The organism is Pantoea sp. GbtcB22 (genome assembly GCF_019091025.1).
Lineage (GTDB): Bacteria > Pseudomonadota > Gammaproteobacteria > Enterobacterales > Enterobacteriaceae > Pantoea > Pantoea leporis.
This window is the reverse complement of sequence record NZ_JAGXKB010000003.1, coordinates 128,144-148,205: the sequence shown is the minus strand read 5'-3', so window position 1 is coordinate 148,205 and position 20,062 is coordinate 128,144. Positions and strand designations below refer to the sequence as shown.

Genomic DNA, 20,062 nt, shown 5'->3' with positions numbered 1-20,062 from the left:
ACTCACTATGCTCGACACCAATTTAAAAACCCAACTCAAGGCTTACCTTGAGAAACTAACGAAACCGGTTGAGTTGATTGCCACATTGGATGATGGCGCCAAATCGGCAGAGATTCGCTCTCTGTTGGCCGATATCGCGGGCTTGTCAGACAAAGTCAGCTTCCGCGAAGAGAACGATCGTCCGGTGCGTAAACCCTCTTTCCTGATCACTAACCCAGGCAGCCAGAGCGGTCCGCGTTTTGCCGGTTCGCCAATGGGTCACGAATTTACTTCACTGGTTTTAGCCCTGCTGCAAACCGGTGGACACCCGTCGAAAGAAGCGCAGAGCCTGCTGGATCAGGTTGTGGCTTTGGAAGGCGACTTCCACTTCGAAACTTATTATTCCCTGTCGTGCCACAACTGTCCTGACGTGGTACAGGCGCTGAACCTGATGGCGGTGCTGAACCCGCGTATCAGCCATACCGCGATTGACGGCGGTATGTTCCAGAACGAAATCACCGAGCGCAACGTGATGGGCGTGCCGGCGGTGTTCCTCAACGGTAAAGAGTTCGGTCAGGGCCGTCTGAGCCTGGCGGAAATCGTCGGTAAAGTGGACACCAACGCCGACAAGCGCGCGGCGGAAGAGCTGAACAAACGTGAAGCCTACGAAGTATTGATCGTCGGCAGCGGCCCGGCGGGCGCAGCAGCGGCCATCTACTCGGCACGTAAAGGCATCCGTACTGGCCTGATGGGCGAGCGTTTCGGTGGTCAGGTGCTGGATACCGTAGACATTGAAAACTACATCTCCGTACCGAAAACCGAAGGCGCGAAGCTGGCCGGTTCTCTGCGTGCCCACGTTGATGATTACGATGTTGATGTGATTGATACCCAGAGCGCCATCAAGCTGATTCCTGCGGCGAAAGAGGGCGGTCTGCACGCAATTGAAACCGCATCTGGCGCAGTACTGAAATCCCGCAGCATCATCATTGCTACCGGCGCACGCTGGCGCAACATGGGCGTACCGGGCGAAGAGCAGTATCGCACCAAGGGCGTAACTTATTGTCCGCACTGCGACGGCCCGCTGTTTAAAGGCAAACGCACCGCGGTGATCGGCGGCGGTAACTCAGGCGTTGAAGCGGCAATCGATTTGGCCGGTATTGTTGAGCACGTGACGCTGCTGGAATTTGCCAGCGAAATGCGCGCCGACAAAGTGCTGCAGGACAAACTGCGCAGCCTGAAAAACGTCGATGTGATTCTGAACGCACAGACCACCGAAGTGAAAGGCGACGGCAGCAAAGTCACCAGCCTGACCTACATTGACCGTAACAACCAGAGCAGCCACGAAATCGCGCTGAGCGGCATCTTCGTGCAGATTGGTTTGCTGCCGAACACCACCTTCCTGGAAGGTGCGGTTGAGCGCAACAAGATGGGCGAAATCATCATTGATGCCAAGTGCGAAACCAGCCTGAAAGGCGTGTTTGCCGCAGGCGACTGCACCACGGTGCCGTACAAGCAGATCATCATCGCCAGCGGTGAAGGCGCGAAAGCCTCACTCAGCGCCTTTGATTATCTGATTCGCACCAAACCGGCTGAATAAGTTTTGCGATAGCCACGCAATAGCCCCGCAACGCATGTTGCGGGGCTTTTTTTTATTTAGAAACAATGATTAGCCTAACCAGCGTATGGCTTGCGCATCGCTGATATCGCGGTAATAGATTTTATGCAGCCGTTCGCCACAGCCTTTACATTGTGCTTCAACATGAGTTGAGAAGTAGGCTCGCCCGGTGGGAGAAATAGCGCCTTTGCGGGAAATACGGATGTTATGCCATTTGTGTGCATGCGGAATAAAGCTGAAGAATTTTAATTTCATTATCGCTACCGGAATGGAGTGGGCGGTGTTTATCTTCAAATCCGGAGCGCAATTAGGCCCGTTTTCTGGCGTAATAAATTTGATAAGTATCAAGGTGATTAAAACTTTGCTTATTTCACCGCGCTTCTGTTGCTTCCGGTGCGAATAAAAATAGATTCGCACCGGATTATTTGATCGCGGAAGGATTACAGCATTAGCGCCATAAACACGATTTCATCACTAAACCGTGCAACCTCCTGTTTCATTCTGCTCACCACCTTAAAACCTTTCTTGCGATAGATCATAGCTGCCGGGTTCGATTGCCAGACGCATAAGGTGATGCGGCGCATTTTTTGCTGTTTGGCTTGATCCTTAAGCTTTGACAAAATTTGATTGAAATAGCCTTTTCCCTGTTCCTCGGGCTGCAGCGCCACGCTGCAAATGAAGAAATCGTCCGGCTGGCGATGCTGATTCACGAAACTGTCGTAAGCCACATCCAGTGGAAAAACCTCCTGACGATAGCCATATTGCACCTTGATGTGATCGTAATCCTGAATCGGCGCAGCGTTAACGAAACCCACCATTTTTCCCTGCGGATTATAAATCACGGCAATCTGTTGCAGGAAAGGCTGGATATTTTGCCGCTGCTGTAGGGTGGTTATATCAGTGGCATAAATATTATCGACCGAGCAGTATTCCAGATAGCTGGTGGTGAAAATTAATTTCGCCATCGCGAGCTGTTCTTGCTTGTCTGTAATACTTCCCGGTTTGAAGATCAGTGGCGACACTTTCTGACCATCAATCGGCTGCCAGAAATCACCTGCTTTAATATTCTTTGCGGTAAGCGCAATTAAAAAATCGCTGAATAATGCATTCACTTTATCCAGTTGCGGATCCTGAGAGAGCACGCCGTAATAGTGATAATAGGGAATTTCAGCACGCAGCTGCGGCGCATAAGCAATTTGCAGGATATCGCATTCAGAAAGCAAAGGTACCAGTTCACCTAACTGCAGAGGATCGCTTAATTGCCAGTCGCGTTGTGCTAGCTGAGTAATCGTATGCTGATAATGCTGCTGCTCTTCACCACTCAGCGGGCGACGTTCACCGCTGAGAATATCCTCAGTCAGGCGCATGCCTTTAATCCCGCTCACGCGATGCTGCTGAACATCAAAACCCCATACGGCAAACCGGCTGAAATCCTGATGGCTGAGCTGCGTGACCTGCAATTGCTCGCACCATAACTGGTAAAAAGGTTCGAAGATGGCGCGTTCGCTTTCCGGTGTTTTAGCTGGAATTGGCTGAGGCCAGCCGCGATACACCGCACTGAGCCGCCGTTGTAAGTTCTGCAACACCGGATTGTTTTGATGACTGATGATCATGCCGGTTTCATCGGTGAAGAGATTCAGCCAGTTTATTTGCTGCTGTTCTGCCGTAAAATCAGGCAGTTCAGGATGACAGAGAAACAGCGTCGCAGGCTGAGCGGGAAGTGTATCGGCATCCATATAAACGCCGCCGCACCGATTGAGAATCGCCAGGCGGAAGAAGTCAGAAAGCGTAGCGTAATAGCGCTTATCATGCAGTTGCTGCAGCACATCGATCAGCGCGCCATCAAATGACTGCATCAGTGCGCTCAAGCTGTTGACCTGCACCAGCGCATCAGGCAGAAACAGCGTGCCAGCATGAAAGGGGCTGTTTCCCTGCTGAGCGACGAAGCGATCCTCTGCCGCCAGCTGCTGTGCATTCCACACCCATAGCGTTTGCCGGAAATCACTGCGGCTGGCTTCTATCGCGCGTTGCCATTGGGCAATGGTGCGGTTGACGTTGAGTGGTGATGGTCCGCCGAGCCAGATGCGATGGAGCGTGCATTCATTACCTGTCAGTCGGCTGGTGGGCACCGCGAACATCGAAGAGAGTTCCGCAACGCACACCTCGTGCGGCTGATGTTCCACTTGCCACTGTTTAAACTGCCGTAATGCTTGTTGCCAGTCTGCTGTCGCGGGATAGGTAAAGCGCTTTTTAAGCGCGGCGAGTTGGCGTTCGTAGTGAGGTAAAAACGTTTCGCGCGTCATCATCAGATTTCGCTCCCGGTTGGTTGAGCAACATAGCCTTGCGGATTCTGCGTATGCCAGCGCCATGCGTCGCGCAGCATGTCTTCGAGGCCGCGAGTTGCTTGCCAGCCCAGTTCTTTTTTCGCCTGACCGGGATCGGATAAGCAGATGGCGACATCGCCGGGACGACGCGGGCGCATATCGAGCGGCACGCGTCGGCCGCTCACCTGTTCAAACATCTGCACGATTTCCAGCACCGAGTAGCCTTGTCCGGTACCCAGGTTGTAATGGCGATAGCCCGGTTTGAGATGATTTAGCGCCTGAATATGACCTTCGGCTAAATCCATCACGTGGATGTAGTCGCGCACGCCGGTGCCGTCGGGCGTTGCATAGTCATCACCAAATACCGGCAGATGGCTTCTCAGTCCATTGGCAACCTGAAACAGATAGGGCAGCAAATTGTTGGGAATACCTTCAGGATGCTCACCAAGCTGGCCGGAGGGATGCGCGCCGGCGGGATTGAAATAGCGCAGTGCGGTAATGGCTAACTCAGGTTGTGCATCAACCACTTCACCCATGATCTTCTCCACCATATATTTGGAGGCGCCATAAGGGTTGGTGGTATTGCCGGTATCACAGTTCTCACACAGCGGAATCTTTACCGGAATGCCATAAACCGTGGCGGATGAGCTGAAAATAAGTTTTTTCACCTGATGCTGCTTCATGGTTTCCAGCAGCATTAGCGTTCCGGCAATATTGTTTTGATAATACTTCACCGGTTTCTGCAGCGATTCATTTACCGATTTCAGCCCAGCCATATGAATAACCGCATCAATCGGCTGATGGCTAAATACCAGATTTAGATCGGCGCGGCGGCGAATATCGCCCTGATGAAACGTCATTTTCTTTCCGCTTAACGCTTCGACACGCGTTAAGGCCAGCGGTGAGCTATTACACAAATTATCCAGCACGATCACACGATGGTTTTTCTGCAGCAGGCTAAGGGCAATGTGTGAGCCAATATAGCCCGCACCGCCAGTAATTAAGACATTCATTTACGTACACTCCATGTGTTTTGTTGCGCGCAGCGGTGCGCGACGAATGAGGGTGTTTAAACATTGTCGACCTTTGTTATCAGTAGTAATGACATCACCAACAGCACACAGGCTGCCGGCCAGATGGCCAGCGGTGAGACGGTGGTGATAATTCCCTGTAAAACGCCAGCCAGCAGCACGCCGATGGACATCGAATTGGTATACAGCGTGGCCGCCATTCCCTGACGATGTTGCAGTAAATCCTGAAACCAGAACATGCCAACGGTAGCGATGATAGCGATGAAAATGGCATTGAAAATTTGCAGTAACATCAGTGGGATAAAACTTTGACTGAAGTAAATTCCCACATAAAACATCATGCCGCACAGCATGGCTGCCTGCATTTGCGTTTTCTTACCCCAGCGTTTGAGCATGCTGGCGCTGAGCAGCATGATCGGTATTTCCAGCGCCGCGGCGAGGCCAAAAAGCACGCCACTCCAGTCGGCAGACAAGGTTGGCTGCTCTGCCAGATGCAAAGGAAACGCAATCAGATAGAGTGCGCTGCAGCTCCATACCAGCAAGGTGGCAAGCATCAGGAAGCTGAGGTTGTGCCCTAGCGGCTGCCGGGCCGTTTGCTTTGCAGGAGCCGCGCTGGCTATCTGCTCGCCAGGCGGCAAGGTGACAGCCAGCAGCGTTACGCTCAGCAACAGCACGAACATGATGGCATACAGCCAGGTGAAACCGGCCAGCTGAATAATCCAGAACGCCAGCGGCGGGCCGAATACCCACGCCAGCGAAAATTGCGCGCGTAAAATGGCGCTGAAAGCATTGTCACTGCGGGTTTGCCGTGCCAGCGCGAACAGTTGCGGTATCGCCGCACTGCCGCAAGCATTGAGCAGCGAACCGAGCGAAATTAACAGCAGATAATCGCGGCAGAAGATAAACAGCAGCGCATTGAGCGCCTGTGCGAATAAGCACAAGAGCAGTAGCGGGCGACGCTGCGTGACACGATCTGAATAACGGGCAATCAGTAAGCTCATCGCAATACTGCTGAGCGCATTAACGCTGTAGAAGGCGCCGATTTTCCAGGCTGCCACGTTAAGTTCACTGGCTAGAAATAAGCTGAGCGTCGGAATGAACAGGGCGCCGCTTAAACCGGCACCCAGCGCAACAACATAAAAAGAGAAGGTTGAGTGTTTCATCGACATCCTTGTCAGTGTTCGCCCCAGGCACTCCAGCGAGGGGCAGAAAGTTTTTAAAGTGCTTCAGCGCGGCTGAAGCGTTTGCCATCCGGACTCACGCTACGCACCCAGACTTTATCGCTAGCAGTAATTGCCGGTTTAGCATGTGGTTGATAACGCTGCCAGCGCTTACCCTTATCCAGGCTGTACTCCAGCGGCAGACCCGGCAGCGCAATGTTCATGGTCAGTGTGCCATTCTCGACGCGCGCCCCCGGCACCGGTAAACGGTAGTGAATACCGGCTTTATCCATCTTGCCCAACTCACGCTGGCCTAACAGATTGGCGAAACGCTGCCAGTCCTGATTGCGCTGCTGCTGGTTAACGAAGTGGGTTTCACCTCCTTTAAAGGTGCGACCTTGCTGATAATCCAGCTCCCACTCCGCGCGATGCCAACCGCGTTCGGCCACCGACAGCAGGCGCGGGAATACCATGTAATCCATCTGCTGATCGGTACGCGTGGTTTCACTCCACAGCTGTACTGAAATGCCGTATGCGCCTGACCACGGCTTATTCGAGGTGGCATCAAAGGTCTTCCCGTCGCGATCCACCGAGGTTTCAGCGTTCTGCGGCAGGTTGTTCGGCGCGAATCCAAACATCTTGCGCTCATCGCTGAAGCGTGTGCCCCAGTAATAGCCGCGCTCGTTAGGATTCACCTCATACGGGAAGTCCATGTAGACGTAATCCGGATTGGAGATCACCACTTCATAATCTTTCAGCGTCCAGTCGTTGGCGGTGTCAAAGCCGCCCCAATAGAGCGTGTCCCAGAAGTTAACGCGTACGCGCGAAGTGGCGAAGGCGTGCGCGTCAGTGGCATCTTTCAATCCATCCTGCCAGGCCTGCATCACCGGAATGCCGTGCGCTTTCACCATCTTGCTCACTTCCAGCGCGAAGTGACTTGGCAAGTGCTCCAAATCTTCCACCTTGCCGGATTTCACCACCGCCTGGCAGACCTGAGATTTTGCCCAGGGTTTGTCCTCTTTGCTTTGGTCTAAAATGCCCGTTCCCGCTTTCGGGTTCTTAACATCGCTGTAGCCGCTACCGAGGCGAATGTTTTTCGCTTCATCACCGCCAAAGTGCCAGGTGGTCAACGGTTGGCCGGCTTCGCGGTGCATCGTCTGCACTTCACCCATCACTTTATCGACAAATCGCTTCGAGGAATCGAGGCAAGGATTGAGATAGCTGGTGCGGTCGTACAGTTGCACGGAACGGGTATTCGAGGTATCCGTGGGATCCACCAATCGATATTCACTGGCCTGCTGCGGTTTACCCGCTTTCATCAGTTGCTGATATCGCGCCTCCATAGAGATCACCGCCGCGCGTGCATGCGCGGGCATATCGATTTCCGGGATCACTTCGATGTTGCGCGCCTGCGCATATTTGACGATCTCGATATAATCGGCGCGGCTGAAATGTCCGGTTCCGTTGTTATTCGTGAGCGGGCCGGAGCCCAATTGCGGCAGAAGACATTGCTGCTCAGTCAGATCGTGACAACGCTTACTGCCGACGTCGGTCAACTCTGGCAGACCGGGGATTTCGATACGCCAGGCTTCGTCATCGGTCAGGTGGAAGTGGAATTTATTCATCTTCCACGCCGCCATTTGATCGAGCATGCGCAGCACCGCTTGCTTGCTGTGGAAATTACGCGCCACATCGAGGAAGGCACCGCGATAGGCAAAGCGCGGTGCATCTTTCGCTTCAAGCGTGGCGATAATCGGTTTACCTTCAGCCGGCACCAGCGACAGTAACGACATTAAGCCGTAGTAAACGCCAGCCTGATCGTAACCAATGATATCGGTGCCGCGCGGTGTGATGCGCAGTTCATAAGCACCGGAAACCGCCTCTGCGCCGTGGAAATGATTGACGGCGATACGGGTATGAATGTCATAACCCGCTGACTGCGGTTTGAGCCCCATCAAATCGAAACGCTGTTTAACTGCATCGGCCTGGTTGTCCGCCAATACCTCAAGATGCAAGGCAACGCCACGGCTCAGATCGACATCCGCCGCATGAACTTTCACCGAACGCGGCGTTGGGGTGATTTGTCCGCGCAGCGCGCTGGCAGGCAGTTGCGCCACATCGGCATTCTTTGTGAAACGACTTTGCGGCAGCATTAGCTCGTTTTTATCGTCGGCAATGCGCTTCCACTGGGCGCCAAACGGCTTAACAAAGTCGCTGAGGTTTTCGGTATCGGTGCTGGTGATAATTTTTGGCGTGGCATTGGCGGCGGTGACATACCAGCGCGGCATCACGTCGGTGATAAACAGCTGCCAGTATTCATTGACGATAGGGATCTCAATCGACTCACCCGCCGCGATACCTTTGAATTTCTCCGTCGGTTCCAGACGGGTTAAATCGCCGACGATATGGGTCATTTTGAACTGATCGTTATCCACCCGCAGCGTTTCGTGCACGTTGCTCATGTAGATTGCCCAGTTTTTACTGGTGAGCGCCGGACCGTTGTTGGTCAGCGTGATGGTAGCGGTGTTGCAGGATGCCCAATCGGCACCGAGTTTCGCGCAGTTCACGCCGTGATCGGCCGCCTGGTTGTCAGTGACCTGATACTGCACGCCGAACTGACTGATTTGATCGACGACCTGCTGATTACTGCGCGGGAATGAACTGCAGGCGGCAAGGCTTATCACGCTCAGCGCCAGTAAACTGATTTTTAACTTTTTCATGTTGTTATCCTTCTCCACGGAGGTAAGTCTCTGGCTCCTGCCAGATCGGGGTCAAAACAGGGTGAATGGCGCGACGACCATAAATTTGATGTCTTTCTCGTCCTGGAAGATGTTGCCGTAGCCGCCGCTATAGCTGGGAAGATCGCTGTGATTGTCGTAGCGGGTGTAGTGCAGTTTGAATTGGGTGTCTTTGGCGCGGCCTTGCTGGATGGTGTAAACCAGGTCGAGGCTCCACGCGGATTCTTTCAGGCGCTGATTTTGGTCGTAGAGGGGATTGGTGGAAGGCTTCGCGTCCCAACCGTAGGCGTACGATGTACCGACTTGCCAGCCAGGTAATTGCCAGTGTCCCAGATCCACCATCACACCGGCGAAGAGCGCTTTCTCACCGTTGGCGTTCCAGTCTGAGCGAGAATCCCACCACACGTCCATGCGGCCATTCGAGCTGGCGTAAGACGGCGTCATACGTTGCAGGAAGAAGCCCTGATTACCCTCGGCTTTTACCCATGTGCCTTCGAGGCGGAAATCGAACGCGCCGAGCGTGTAGCCGAACGTCAGCGCCTGCAGCCACGCGAGGCCATCGTAAACATCGTTCACCTGGCCAACGCCGCTGTTGTCACGATCCTTCGCGCCATAAAATTGATAACTGGTGCGCAGCGGTGCATCGGCCAGCGGCAGCTGATAAGAGGCTTTGGCAAAATACTGATCCATGTAATTTGCCGCCTGGCCGTAGGCGCCTTCCAGCACCAGCGCGTTTTTAAAATCGTATTTGGCACCAAAGGATTGCAGCCACGGAATCTCCGTCACGCCATCGGCTTTACGGAAGTTGTACATGTCGCGATACCACGGCGCTTTGTATTCGTCAGTCCACATCCAGGAGACGGAAAGGGCGCCGGCGTCGCTAAAATCAAAGGTGGTGCCGGCCTCAACGCCGCGATAGGTGCCGGGCAGGAAGCTCCAGTGCGGTGCCAGCAGCGTCTGCCCGGTGGGCTGCAGATAGCCTGCGCGCAGCCAGTGATCCTGCCATTTTGCCTTGATGGCGGCTTTATAGAGACTTAAGCCGCTCTTATCTCCGCTCCAGTCCTCATCCCAGCGCGTACGGGCATTGCTGAAACCAATTTCATTCGGTGCCGCCGGGCCGCCGTTGCTTAACTCCAGCGCGCCAAACGCTGCCAGATCGAGGCCGATCACCTCGCCGGCGTAACCGGATGAGAAGTCGAGATTGGCATTCGCAGAGGCGTGATGCAGATTGGCATCATACTGACCGTACGAGCCTTTTTGCGGATCCATCTCTTTGCGATCGCGCTGGCGTTGCCAGTAAAACAGATTGCCAGAGAGAGTGGCGTCTTCGACAAAACCCACGGCGTGGGCGGAGGGAACCGGCACAAAAGTGCCGGCAAACAGGGCAGAGACAATGGCCGCAGAGAGCGGCGCGCGTGGAATCCGACGCATAGCAAATCCTCCGTGATGCTTCCATAAACAATTAACAAATCCGTATTGTTTCGTCATGAAACAAGTTGCCGGGGATGCTATTTTTCGCGACGCGAATTATCAATGGGATTTATTACAAAGTATGACGCAGCACGCAAAAAAGCGTCGTTTTAAGGCGTTTTATCAATAAGTTACATGAATGTGTAATTTGTTGCTTTGTGAGCCAGATTCCAGGAAAGCGGCGTTTACTTGCTTTACCCCAACTTGTTCCCTATGCTCGCCAACGTAGTTTTGACTCGGGGTGCCCCTTTAATACAGGGCTGAGATACACCCGCCGACCTGATCTGGATAATGCCAGCGTAGGGAAGTCAGATGCCTGACCGCATTCGCCTTCTTGATCGCCGGTTGGGAGCCTTATGAAACAGCCTGACCTTCTTTCCCCCGCGCAACTCGCGCACTCTCTGCAACTGCTGCGTCAGCAAGCGCCGCTGGTGCACTGCATGACCAATGACGTGGTGCAAACCTTTACTGCCAACGTGCTGCTGGCACTGCAAGCTTCGCCCGCGATGGTGATCGATCCTGAAGAAGCGGCGCAGTTTGCCGGTTTTGCCGATGCGTTGTTGATAAACGTAGGTACGCTGACGCGCGACCGTCGTGATGCGATGTGGGCGGCGGTGCAAGCGGCGCAAACCGCAGGCACGCCGTGGACCTTGGATCCGGTGGCGGTTGGCGCACTAACGCTGCGCACCGCATTCTGCCAACAGTTGCTGAGCCTGCAACCGGCGGCGATTCGCGGTAACGCTTCAGAAATTCTCGCACTGGCGCAACAGGCTAGCGGCGGACGCGGTGTCGACAGTCTGCATCAGGCCGATATCGCGTTAAGCGCTGCCCAGCAGCTGGCGCGTGATTACCACACCGTTGTGGCGGTGACCGGTGAAGTGGATTATGTCACTGACGGCGTGCAGACATTCGCCATCCCCGGCGGCAGCCCGCTGATGACGCGCGTGGTTGGCACCGGCTGCGCGTTGACGGCGGTGGTTGCCGCCTGCACCAGCTTGCCGGGCGATCGCCTGCAGCATGTCGCTGCGGCCTGCCGCGTGATGTCGCTGGCGGGTGAGCAGACAGCGCGCCAGGTCGCCGGGCCAGGCAGCTTTGCCGCTGCTTTCCTCGATACGCTGTGGACGCTGGAGGTCGAGGCATGAAACGCATCAATGCATTGACCATTGCTGGCACCGATCCGAGCGGCGGCGCAGGTATTCAGGCCGACCTCAAAGCTTTCTCCGCGCTGGGCGCGTATGGCACCAGCGTCATCACCGCGCTGGTGGCGCAGAACACCTGCGGCGTGCAGTCGGTGTATCGCATCGAACCTGATTTTGTTGGCGCACAGCTCGATTCGGTGCTGAATGATGTGCGCATTGATGCTGCGAAGATAGGCATGCTGTCCGAAACCGCTATTGTCGAGGTGGTCGCCGAGCGGCTGAAACGGGCCAGCCTGCCGTTTGTGGTGCTGGATACGGTGATGATTGCCAAAAGCGGCGATGCGCTGCTGTCGCCGGATGCGGTGGCGAGCGTGCGCGAATTGCTGCTGCCGCAGGTATCGCTGATTACACCAAACCTGCCGGAAGCCGCCGCGCTGCTGGGGCGCGCGATGGCGCAGGATGAGAAAACCATGTTGCAGCAGGGCGATGCGCTGCTCGATCTTGGCTGCGAAGCGGTGCTGATGAAGGGCGGACATCTTAGCGATGCCGAAAGCCCGGACTGGCTGATTACCCGCGACGGACGTCAGCGCTTTACCGCGCCGCGCGTCAATACGCGCCACACGCACGGCACCGGATGCTCGCTTTCAGCCGCGCTGGCGGCGTTGCGTCCGCGCCATGATAGCTGGGCAGCGACGGTCGCTGAAGCCAAGGCGTGGCTGCAACAGGCGCTGCTGCACGCCGATTCGCTGGAGGTCGGTAAAGGCATTGGGCCGGTGCACCATTTCCATCAATGGTGGTAGGGCGTAACGCCAGATTGCCGCTTTTTCACTGCGCATCCGTCTGAAAAATGGAGTCAGCAATTTGCCAGCCTGGCGCTTTCCGGTCCAGGCTGTTGGGGGCGAATCGGCAACGGCCGGTTCCAATCCAGCCATTTATCAGGAGCGAACATGACGGACATCGTACAGTTATTGGGCAAAGAGGCGGATAGCCTTCTTCAACATCGCTGCATGACCATTCCAGCGGATAGCCTCTATTTACCCGGCGCGGATTATGTTGATCGCGTGATGATCGACAACAATCGTTCTCCTGCCGTACTGCGCAACATGCAAACGCTGTACAACACCGGACGTTTAGCTGGCACCGGCTATTTGTCGATCTTGCCGGTCGATCAGGGCGTTGAGCACTCGGCGGGCGCATCCTTTGCGGCCAATCCAGCTTATTTTGATCCAAAAAACATTGTTGAGCTGGCGATTGAAGCCGGCTGTAACTGCGTCGCCTCCACCTACGGGGTGCTGGCTTCAGTTTCTCGTCGCTACGCGCACCGCATTCCGTTTATGGTGAAGCTAAACCACAACGAAACACTGAGCTATCCGACGCAATACGATCAGACGTTGTACGCCAGCGTGGAACAGGCCTTTAATCTGGGCGCGGTGGCGGTTGGCGCCACCATCTACTTCGGTTCTGAACAATCACGTCGCCAGATTGAAGAGATCTCCGCGGCCTTTGAACGTGCGCACGAGCTGGGCATGGTGACGGTGCTGTGGGCCTATCTGCGTAATGATGCGTTCAAGAAAGAGGGCGTCGATTATCACGCCAGCGCCGATTTAACCGGCCAGGCCAACCATCTGGCGGCGACCATCGGTGCGGATATCGTCAAGCAGAAGATGGCGGAGAATAACGGCGGCTATAACGCGGTGAAGTTTGGTCATACCGATGAGCGCGTCTATAGCAAGCTGACTTCGGAAAACCCGATTGATTTGGTGCGTTACCAGCTGGCGAACTGCTATATGGGACGCGCAGGTTTGATCAACTCCGGCGGCGCTTCTGCGGGTGAAACGGATACCGCGGAGTCAGTGCGTACGGCGGTGATCAATAAGCGTGCCGGCGGCATGGGGCTGATTCTGGGGCGCAAGGCGTTTAAGAAGACGTTGAAAGAGGGCGTGCAGCTGATTAATGCGGTGCAGGATGTGTATTTGTCGAAGGATGTGACGATTGCTTGATTGAGTGGGGGTTGTGCTGGCTGTCCCCCATCCCGGCCTTCCCCCGCGAGCGGGGGAAGGAGATGCTGCCACATGCTGCTTCAACACTTACATTTTGCAGCATCTTCCTCCCCCATTAATGGGGGAGGACCGAGGAGGGGGACAGCGAGCACTAAATCAAGGCGCCTCAAACCACTCACTATTACGCTCGGCAATCGGCGTAATAGTCAAAATCATCTCCTGCAGATGACGCCGCATTGCGCTTTCAGCTGCGTCAACATCATGCGCTTTCAACGCGTTATAGATATCTTCATGCTGCTGAATCAAACGCTCCGGCGGTGACACTTCGCTCAGGGTCAGAAAGCGCACGCGGTCCATGGTAGCTTTGATGTTCTCCACCGTTTCCCACGCCAGCAGGCAATTAATCCCTTCAGCAATTAAGCGGTGAAACTCATCGTCCAGCCCCAGGAAAGCCTGGCTGTCATGACGTTCAGCGGCGAGACGCTGCAGCTGCAGGTTATGCTCCAGCGCCATCAATCCGGTCGCACCCATCTCCTGCGCGGCGCGGCGAACCACGGCGATCTCTACCGCTTCACGGATAAAGCGACCGTCGGCCACGCGCTGAGCGGAGATTTTGCGCACGAAGGTGCCGCGCTGCGGTAGCACCTGCACCAGTCCGGCTTCCGCCAGCTTGATAAAGGCTTCACGTACCGGCTGACGTGACACGTTAAAACGCGCCGACACTTCCTTCTCCGACAGCAGCGAGCCCGGATGAATAACGCAGGTCACAATATCTTTGCGCAGATAACGATAGATCTGCTGATTTACCGGTTCGCTGGTGGTTATGGTATAGGCAGTCGACATGCAGCAATATCCGTATTACGGCTGGCATCTGCCAGCCCGTTAAGAAAGGTTCAGTCTAATCAGCACGCTGCGTCTGCGCTACACATTTATGCAGGCGCTTAGCCTTGTGTGACGAGGCTTTGAACGGTGGCGCGCGCGCCCTGTTTAACCAGTTGCTGATAGAGTTCAGTCACGCGTGAGACAAAGGCGGGCTGCTGCTGCAGATCGTCACCAAACACGGCGTTGAGGCCGAGCAACGCCTTAACGCGTGTCGCACCGTCCTCACTGTTTGCCACAATGTCCGCCAGCTGATCTTTCAGCGGATCGCGAATCTCAATGGCCTGACCTTGCTCATCCACGCCGCTGACGTAGCGCATCCAGCCCGCCACGCCCAGCAACACGAAATCGCACGAGGTGCCATTGCGCAGATGCCAGCGCGCGCTATCCAGCAGGCGCTGCGGCAGTTTTTGCGTGCCATCGGTGGCGATTTGATAGGTACGATGTTTGATGGCGCGATTCTCGTAACGCGCAATCAGGGAATCAGCGTAGGCTTCGAGATCGACGCCTTGCGTGCGCAGCGTCGGCGCCTGATCCTGCAACATCAACGCGCGCGCCGCCGCACGATAGCTGGCATCCGCCATGCAATCGCTGATGTGTTCATAACCGGCGAGAAAACCGAGATACGCGAGGAACGAGTGGCTGCCGTTGAGCATCCGCAGCTTCATCTCTTCGAACGGCAGCACATCGCTGACCAGCTCCGCACCCGCGTTTTCCCACGCCGGACGTCCGTTAACGAAGTTATCTTCGATGACCCACTGGAAAAACGGTTCGGCTTCAACCGCCACCGGATCGCGGCTGCCCAAACGTTCCGCCAGCGTGTCGAACGCTGCATCGGTCATGGCCGGGACGATGCGATCAACCATGGTCGAAGGGAAAGTAATATGCGCCTGGATATACTCCGCCAGCGCAGGGTTGTGGCGCGCGGCCAACTGGGTGATCACGTTGCGCGTGACATGGCCGTTTTCCGGCATATTGTCGCAGGACATCACGCTAAACGGCGGCAAATTGCGTTCGCGGCGGCGGATAATGGCCGCCAGAATCAAGCCGGGCAGCGAATGTGGCTCACCAGGATGAGCGAGGTCGTGCACAATATCGGGATGATCGGGATTGAGCTTGCCGCTCGACGGCATGTAGCAATAACCTTTCTCGGTTACGGTCATCGAGACAATCGCCACGTCCGGCTGGCTCATCGCCTCAATCACCGCCTCAATGCCGTCGCCTTTGCCATGCAGCGCTTGCGTCACCACGCCAATCACCCGCGTGTGTAAACTCTCATCCGCCATTTCGGTTAGCGTGTAGAGCAGATCCTGCTGACGCAGCGCCTGAATCAGCGTGCCGCTGTTGAGATTCACCTCGCAATAACCCCAGTCGCTGCCCTGAGCGGCCAGCTTATCGGTCGCCAGCGCCTGATGCGCGCGGTGGAAGGCGCCAAAGCCGATATGCACCATGCGGGTTTTGAGTTGGCTACGATCGTAAGCGGGGCGTTGGACATCAGCGGGGAGGCGTTCAAGCTCTAACATAGTCATTCCTTTTAGCAAATGGGGCGCTCAGCGCCCCATGAGAATTACACTGAAACCGGTTTATTGGTGGCTTTTGGTTCACGAATCACCAGCAGTACCAGCAGCGCGCCGACGCCAGCCACCGCACCTGCGAGGATAAAGGCGCTGTCAAACTTACCGGAGTGCTGCACGATGAAGCCAGTCACCACCGGGCCGATCACACCGGACAAGCTACCAATCAGATGGATAAAGCCACTGATGCTGCCGACACGGCTTTTGTGCACCACGTCCTGCACAATCGCCCAGTAAATTGCGCCGGTGATGTAGAGGAAGAAGATCGAGATCGACATCATGATCACCGCCGAGTTGACCTCTTTTATCGTACCTGCCAGCGCCACGCAAATCGCCGCGGCGGTAAGTGAAACCACCAGCACAATTTTTCGTGAAAGCAGCAGCTTGCCGGTGATGTTGAAAATCTTATCGGAGATCCAACCACCCAGCGCCAGGCCCACGAAGCCAACAATCCACGGGATCATGGTGGTGATGCTCATCGCTTTGATATCGAGGCCGTGCGCCTGCACCAGATACGCCGGGAACCAGCTCAGGAAGAAGAACAGAATGTAGTTGTAGCAGAAGAAGGCAAAGGCGGTGACCAGAATGATCGGCTGGCGCAGATAAAAGCCTAACCCGTGCGCGGCGCCGCTTGAGTCGATCACGTCGGCCGGTTCTTCGGCTTTCAGTTTTTCTACTAAAGCACGCTCTTCTGCTGATACACGCTTACTTTTTGCCGGATTGTCGGATGCGAAGAAGAACCACAGCGCCAGCCAGACGAAGCCAATCGCGGCGATCACTACAAATGCCGGACGCCAGCCGAACGACAGCGCCAGATAGCCAACAATCGGACCGGCAACCGCGCCACCCAGCGGTGAACCCGAGCTGAGTAAGCCCATTGCGGTGGCGGCCTGTTTTTTCGGGAACCAGCCGTTAATGGCTTTGTTCGCTGAGGCAGAGATGGGGCCTTCCGCCATGCCAAACAGCACGCGCAGAATCATCATCGACCAGAAGCCAGTCGCCATCGCGGTCAGGCCGCAGAACAGCGACCACATGCCAACGGCGGTGCCGAGCACGATGGTCGGGCCAAATTTATCCGTCGCCAGGCCACCGATGAAGTTAAACAGGGCATAACCGAAGAAGAAGCTGCCGAAAATCATGCCGAACTGCTCGGCGTTGATCATCAGGTCTTTTTCCACCAGCGGTACCGTCAGAGAGAGGGCGATACGATCAAGGTAGTTGATCATAAACACCAGGAACAACAGCAGTACGAGGGTCCAGCGCAGGTTCTTAAACATAGAAACTCCGTCATCGTCATTTTTTATAGTAATAATGCCGGCGGGTAAGGGACCGGCAAGGGGACACCTGGTGTGCGGGTTAACTTAACCCATTTGTAGGATCACTTTGCAGCAGGTGCGGGGATCTTTTTCGAACAGCGTCATGGCTTGCTCAACGTCTGCTAGCGGGAAATAGTGCGTCACCAGTTTCTCCGGCTGGATCTGGCCTTGCTCAATCCACTCAATCACCTGCGGGAAGCGATTGCTGTTGAGACGCGAGGTGAACAGCGACAGCTCTTTGCTGGTGAGACTTTGCTGCGTGATGCTGCACGGCTCGCCAGAAAAACCCAGCAGGCCGATACGCGCCGCCGGTGAGGCGAGGGCGGCGGCTTCTGCCAGGATCGAAGGGTGACAGGCGGCGTCGATAATCAGCGTTGGTTGCAATCCTTCCAGCTGCGCGGCGAGCGGAATTTCGCTGTTGTTGAACACCTGATCGGCACCGTTTTCCTGCGCCAGCGCCAGCCGTTCTGGCAGACGATCAACCACCAATACCTGTTCAACGCCATACACGCCTTTCAGCACCTGAATGGCGGTAAGGCCCATTGGTCCGGCACCGTAAATCAGCGCCACATCGTTTGGCTGTGGTTTGAGGAAGGCGGTGATATTGGCCGCGATGGTGAAAGGTTCGACCATGCTGGCGAGTTTGTCGGGAACGCTATCCGGCAGGCGGAAGGCGTTTTTTGCTGGCGCCACGGCATATTCGCTAAAGCCACCGTCGCGGTGCACGCCAATCACCTGCAACGTTGTGCAGACGTTCGGGCGACCAATCGAGCAGGGATAGCAGTGACCGCAGCTGACCACCGGATCGACCGCCACACGTTCGCCAATGCGGCTGGCGGCAACGTCATCGCCGACCGCATCAATCAGGCCGAAGAATTCGTGACCAATCACGCGCGGATATTTAGCGAAAGGATTGTGGCCGTGCCAGATATGCACGTCGGAACCGCAGATGCTGGCAAATTGCACCTTCACGCGTACTTCACCTGCAGCGGGTTGCGGCAGCGGACGTTCTGCCAATACCAGTTCACCCGGTTGCTCAATCACTACACTTTTCATCATCTACTCCAACGGGAATGCAATGATGAAAAAATACGCGCACTAATACTACCATACAAGTCGGCGTTAAAGAGTTGTGAAGAGAATCACAGAGGAACAGTTACGTAGGGGCGCCATTCATGGCGACCAGGGAATCACGGCCACCCTAAATGGCGATGCTGAAATGACAAAAACCCGCTCAGGTTTCCCTGAGCGGGTTTTTTAAATTTGGCTCCTCTGACTGGACTCGAACCAGTGACATACGGATTAACAGTCCGCCGTTCTACCGACTGAACTACAGAGGAATCGTTTGAACGGGGCGCATATTATCGAGCGACCCTCGCCTTGTCAAAACTCTTTTTCACAATTCGTTCTGACTGCTGAATAAAGCGTCAATTGCGCGCTATGAGCGGACTCAGCGCGGCAAAATCACGACTGATACAAACTCTTTTGTGACGATGATCACCATCTCTATGCAAAATTACATTCTGATTTGTCGATTTTGTCAGATACCTCGCATGCATGATCACAGATATTTCATTTCGCCGTTGTCGGGGCCAAAAGCGAAACATATATTCCAGATAAACTCTTAAGCGAATGCGGGAATAGTCATGAACAAAGTCAGAATTGGAATGATTGGCAGTGGTTACATCGGTCGTTGTCACGCGATTGCTTACGCTCAGGCACCTACGGTTTTTGCCCTGAAAGGCGAGATCGTGCGTGAAATGCTGGCGGAAGTGAACCCAGAGCTGGCAGCAAAACAGGCGGCAACTTTTGGCTTTGCCCGTTCTACCGGCGACTGGCACGAGTTGGTGCGCGATCCGAACATCGATGTGGTTGATATCTGCGCGCCGAACTTCCTGCATAAAGAGATGGCGCTGGAAGCGATTCGCAACGGCAAGCACGTTTACTCTGAGAAACCGCTATCGCTATCAGTGGCCGATGCGGAAGAGATGGTACAAGCGGCGCAGCAGGCGGGCGTTAAAACGCTGGTCGGCTTTAACTACATGAAAAACCCCACCAGCCAACTGGCGCGCGAAATTATCGCGCGTGGTGAAATCGGCGATGTGGTGCACTTCTACGGCACGCACAATGAAGATTATCTGGCACGGCCGGAAACGCCGCTCGATTGGCACTGCCAGAAAGCGTTGGCCGGATTAGGCGCGCTTGGCGACCTCGCTGCGCATATTGTGAATATGGCGCACTATTTGGTCGGTGATATTGAAGAAGTCAGCGGCGATATGATGACGGTGATTAAAGAGCGTCCGGATCCGAAGGATGCTTCACGCCTGCTGCCGGTGGAAAACGAAGATCAGGCCAGCGCCTTGCTGCGCTTTAAAAACGGTGCGCACGGCGTATTTGAAACCTCGCGAATCGCCTGCGGCAGCAAAATGGGCCTGACCTATGTGGTCACCGGTACTAAAGGCACGCTGCGTTATACCCAGGAACGTATGGCCGAGCTGGAGCTGTATATTCACGATGAACCGGCAGGCCGCCAGGGTTTCAAAACCATTTTGACCGGTCCGGCGCATCCGGATTACGCTAACTTCTGCGTCTCTGCCGGGCACGGCATCGGTTTCAACGATCAGAAAACCGTCGAGATTCGCGATTTAATCAATGGCATTGCCGCTGGCGATCGCATGTGGCCAGATTTCGCCGAAGGATTGCAGGTGCAAAAGGTGCTGGAAGCGGTTGCGGTTTCCGCGCTGGAACGCCGCTGGATGAAGGTGTAATCACAGTTAACTGAACAACATCGTAGCGGCGCAATGTATTGCGCGCCGTTGAAAGCGCGCCGCTACGGT

At 55.3% G+C, this 20,062-nt stretch carries 15 protein-coding genes, 1 tRNA gene and 1 riboswitch; of the genes, 5 read left to right on the top strand and 11 right to left on the bottom strand.

Translation table 11 applies throughout. The annotated features are described in order from the left end of the window. Positions 1-7: 7 nt before the first annotated feature. Complete coding sequence (gene ahpF / locus KVT28_RS12085; RefSeq protein WP_192411512.1) at positions 8-1,576, top strand: alkyl hydroperoxide reductase subunit F; 1,569 nt, start codon at positions 8-10, stop codon at positions 1,574-1,576. A 69-nt stretch (positions 1,577-1,645) separates the two neighbouring features. On the opposite strand, the gene KVT28_RS12080 is transcribed toward ahpF, so the two are convergent. The 6 genes from KVT28_RS12080 to KVT28_RS12055 form a co-directional block, all read right to left on the bottom strand. After that, complete coding sequence (locus KVT28_RS12080; RefSeq protein ID WP_101763330.1) at positions 1,646-1,849, bottom strand: hypothetical protein; 204 nt, start codon at positions 1,847-1,849, stop codon at positions 1,646-1,648. Positions 1,850-2,034: 185 nt separating this feature from the next. Then, a complete protein-coding gene (locus KVT28_RS12075) occupies positions 2,035-3,900 on the bottom strand; it encodes a GNAT family N-acetyltransferase (protein WP_217548677.1) in 1,866 nt (621 codons plus the stop codon). Continuing rightward, entirely contained in the window at positions 3,900-4,931 is a 1,032-nt protein-coding gene (gene galE / locus KVT28_RS12070) for a UDP-glucose 4-epimerase GalE (protein WP_217548674.1), read from the bottom strand. Before galE ends, KVT28_RS12075 begins: the two co-directional genes overlap by 1 nt. Before the next feature lie 56 nt (positions 4,932-4,987). Continuing rightward, positions 4,988-6,112 carry a sugar efflux transporter gene (locus KVT28_RS12065; protein ID WP_217548672.1) on the bottom strand — a complete coding sequence of 375 codons (1,125 nt, stop codon included), beginning with the start codon at positions 6,110-6,112 and terminating at the stop codon, positions 4,988-4,990. A gap of 53 nt (positions 6,113-6,165) precedes the next feature. Then, entirely contained in the window at positions 6,166-8,829 is a 2,664-nt protein-coding gene (locus KVT28_RS12060; protein WP_217548670.1) for a beta-N-acetylhexosaminidase, read from the bottom strand. A 51-nt stretch (positions 8,830-8,880) separates the two neighbouring features. Then, complete coding sequence (locus KVT28_RS12055) at positions 8,881-10,278, bottom strand: OprD family outer membrane porin (RefSeq protein WP_217548668.1); 1,398 nt, start codon at positions 10,276-10,278, stop codon at positions 8,881-8,883. A gap of 266 nt (positions 10,279-10,544) precedes the next feature. Further along, a riboswitch (TPP riboswitch) is annotated at positions 10,545-10,640 on the top strand. Between the two features lie 33 nt (positions 10,641-10,673). Between KVT28_RS12055 and thiM the strand changes: the two genes are divergently transcribed. The 3 genes from thiM (at position 10,674) to fbaB (ending at position 13,456) form a co-directional block, all read left to right on the top strand. Continuing rightward, positions 10,674-11,459 (top strand): hydroxyethylthiazole kinase, encoded by a 786-nt coding sequence (thiM, locus tag KVT28_RS12050; RefSeq protein ID WP_192233356.1) that lies wholly within the window; start codon positions 10,674-10,676, stop codon positions 11,457-11,459. Next, positions 11,456-12,256, top strand: coding sequence for a bifunctional hydroxymethylpyrimidine kinase/phosphomethylpyrimidine kinase (gene thiD, locus KVT28_RS12045; RefSeq protein ID WP_137386135.1), 801 nt, complete (start codon positions 11,456-11,458; stop codon positions 12,254-12,256). Before thiM ends, thiD begins: the two co-directional genes overlap by 4 nt. 147 nt (positions 12,257-12,403) lie before the next feature. Beyond that, positions 12,404-13,456, top strand: coding sequence for a class I fructose-bisphosphate aldolase (gene fbaB, locus KVT28_RS12040; protein ID WP_110866629.1), 1,053 nt, complete (start codon positions 12,404-12,406; stop codon positions 13,454-13,456). Between the two features lie 156 nt (positions 13,457-13,612). Here the strand turns inward: fbaB and KVT28_RS12035 are convergent, their stop codons facing one another. The 5 genes from KVT28_RS12035 to KVT28_RS12015 all read right to left on the bottom strand — a co-directional run bounded on the left by KVT28_RS12035 (position 13,613) and on the right by KVT28_RS12015 (position 18,565). Further along, positions 13,613-14,299 (bottom strand): GntR family transcriptional regulator, encoded by a 687-nt coding sequence (locus KVT28_RS12035; RefSeq protein WP_101763339.1) that lies wholly within the window; start codon positions 14,297-14,299, stop codon positions 13,613-13,615. Between the two features lie 98 nt (positions 14,300-14,397). Beyond that, positions 14,398-15,858 carry a mannitol dehydrogenase family protein gene (locus KVT28_RS12030; protein WP_217548666.1) on the bottom strand — a complete coding sequence of 487 codons (1,461 nt, stop codon included), beginning with the start codon at positions 15,856-15,858 and terminating at the stop codon, positions 14,398-14,400. A 44-nt stretch (positions 15,859-15,902) separates the two neighbouring features. Then, entirely contained in the window at positions 15,903-17,186 is a 1,284-nt protein-coding gene (locus KVT28_RS12025) for an MFS transporter (RefSeq protein ID WP_101763341.1), read from the bottom strand. Positions 17,187-17,270: 84 nt separating this feature from the next. After that, on the bottom strand, positions 17,271-18,281 hold the full coding sequence (locus KVT28_RS12020) for a Zn-dependent oxidoreductase (protein WP_101763342.1): 1,011 nt from the start codon (positions 18,279-18,281) through the stop codon (positions 17,271-17,273). A 208-nt stretch (positions 18,282-18,489) separates the two neighbouring features. Then, positions 18,490-18,565: transfer RNA gene (locus KVT28_RS12015), tRNA-Asn, on the bottom strand. A gap of 306 nt (positions 18,566-18,871) precedes the next feature. Between KVT28_RS12015 and KVT28_RS12010 the strand changes: the two genes are divergently transcribed. Next, the gene (locus KVT28_RS12010; protein ID WP_217548664.1) at positions 18,872-19,993 is read left to right on the top strand and encodes a Gfo/Idh/MocA family protein; all 1,122 of its coding nucleotides are present in this window, start codon (positions 18,872-18,874) and stop codon (positions 19,991-19,993) included. Positions 19,994-20,062 lie beyond the last annotated feature (69 nt).

What these genes read in the sequence shown, in the direction of transcription:
- ahpF (WP_192411512.1), top strand. Translation starts at nt 8, where the DNA reads ATGCTCGACACCAATTTAAAAACCCAACTCAAGGCTTACCTTGAGAAA.
- KVT28_RS12080 (WP_101763330.1), bottom strand. Translation starts at nt 1,849, where the DNA reads ATGAAATTAAAATTCTTCAGCTTTATTCCGCATGCACACAAATGGCAT.
- KVT28_RS12075 (WP_217548677.1), bottom strand. Translation starts at nt 3,900, where the DNA reads ATGATGACGCGCGAAACGTTTTTACCTCACTACGAACGCCAACTCGCC.
- galE (WP_217548674.1), bottom strand. Translation starts at nt 4,931, where the DNA reads ATGAATGTCTTAATTACTGGCGGTGCGGGCTATATTGGCTCACACATT.
- KVT28_RS12065 (WP_217548672.1), bottom strand. Translation starts at nt 6,112, where the DNA reads ATGAAACACTCAACCTTCTCTTTTTATGTTGTTGCGCTGGGTGCCGGT.
- KVT28_RS12060 (WP_217548670.1), bottom strand. Translation starts at nt 8,829, where the DNA reads ATGAAAAAGTTAAAAATCAGTTTACTGGCGCTGAGCGTGATAAGCCTT.
- KVT28_RS12055 (WP_217548668.1), bottom strand. Translation starts at nt 10,278, where the DNA reads ATGCGTCGGATTCCACGCGCGCCGCTCTCTGCGGCCATTGTCTCTGCC.
- thiM (WP_192233356.1), top strand. Translation starts at nt 10,674, where the DNA reads ATGAAACAGCCTGACCTTCTTTCCCCCGCGCAACTCGCGCACTCTCTG.
- thiD (WP_137386135.1), top strand. Translation starts at nt 11,456, where the DNA reads ATGAAACGCATCAATGCATTGACCATTGCTGGCACCGATCCGAGCGGC.
- fbaB (WP_110866629.1), top strand. Translation starts at nt 12,404, where the DNA reads ATGACGGACATCGTACAGTTATTGGGCAAAGAGGCGGATAGCCTTCTT.
- KVT28_RS12035 (WP_101763339.1), bottom strand. Translation starts at nt 14,299, where the DNA reads ATGTCGACTGCCTATACCATAACCACCAGCGAACCGGTAAATCAGCAG.
- KVT28_RS12030 (WP_217548666.1), bottom strand. Translation starts at nt 15,858, where the DNA reads ATGTTAGAGCTTGAACGCCTCCCCGCTGATGTCCAACGCCCCGCTTAC.
- KVT28_RS12025 (WP_101763341.1), bottom strand. Translation starts at nt 17,186, where the DNA reads ATGTTTAAGAACCTGCGCTGGACCCTCGTACTGCTGTTGTTCCTGGTG.
- KVT28_RS12020 (WP_101763342.1), bottom strand. Translation starts at nt 18,281, where the DNA reads ATGAAAAGTGTAGTGATTGAGCAACCGGGTGAACTGGTATTGGCAGAA.
- KVT28_RS12010 (WP_217548664.1), top strand. Translation starts at nt 18,872, where the DNA reads ATGAACAAAGTCAGAATTGGAATGATTGGCAGTGGTTACATCGGTCGT.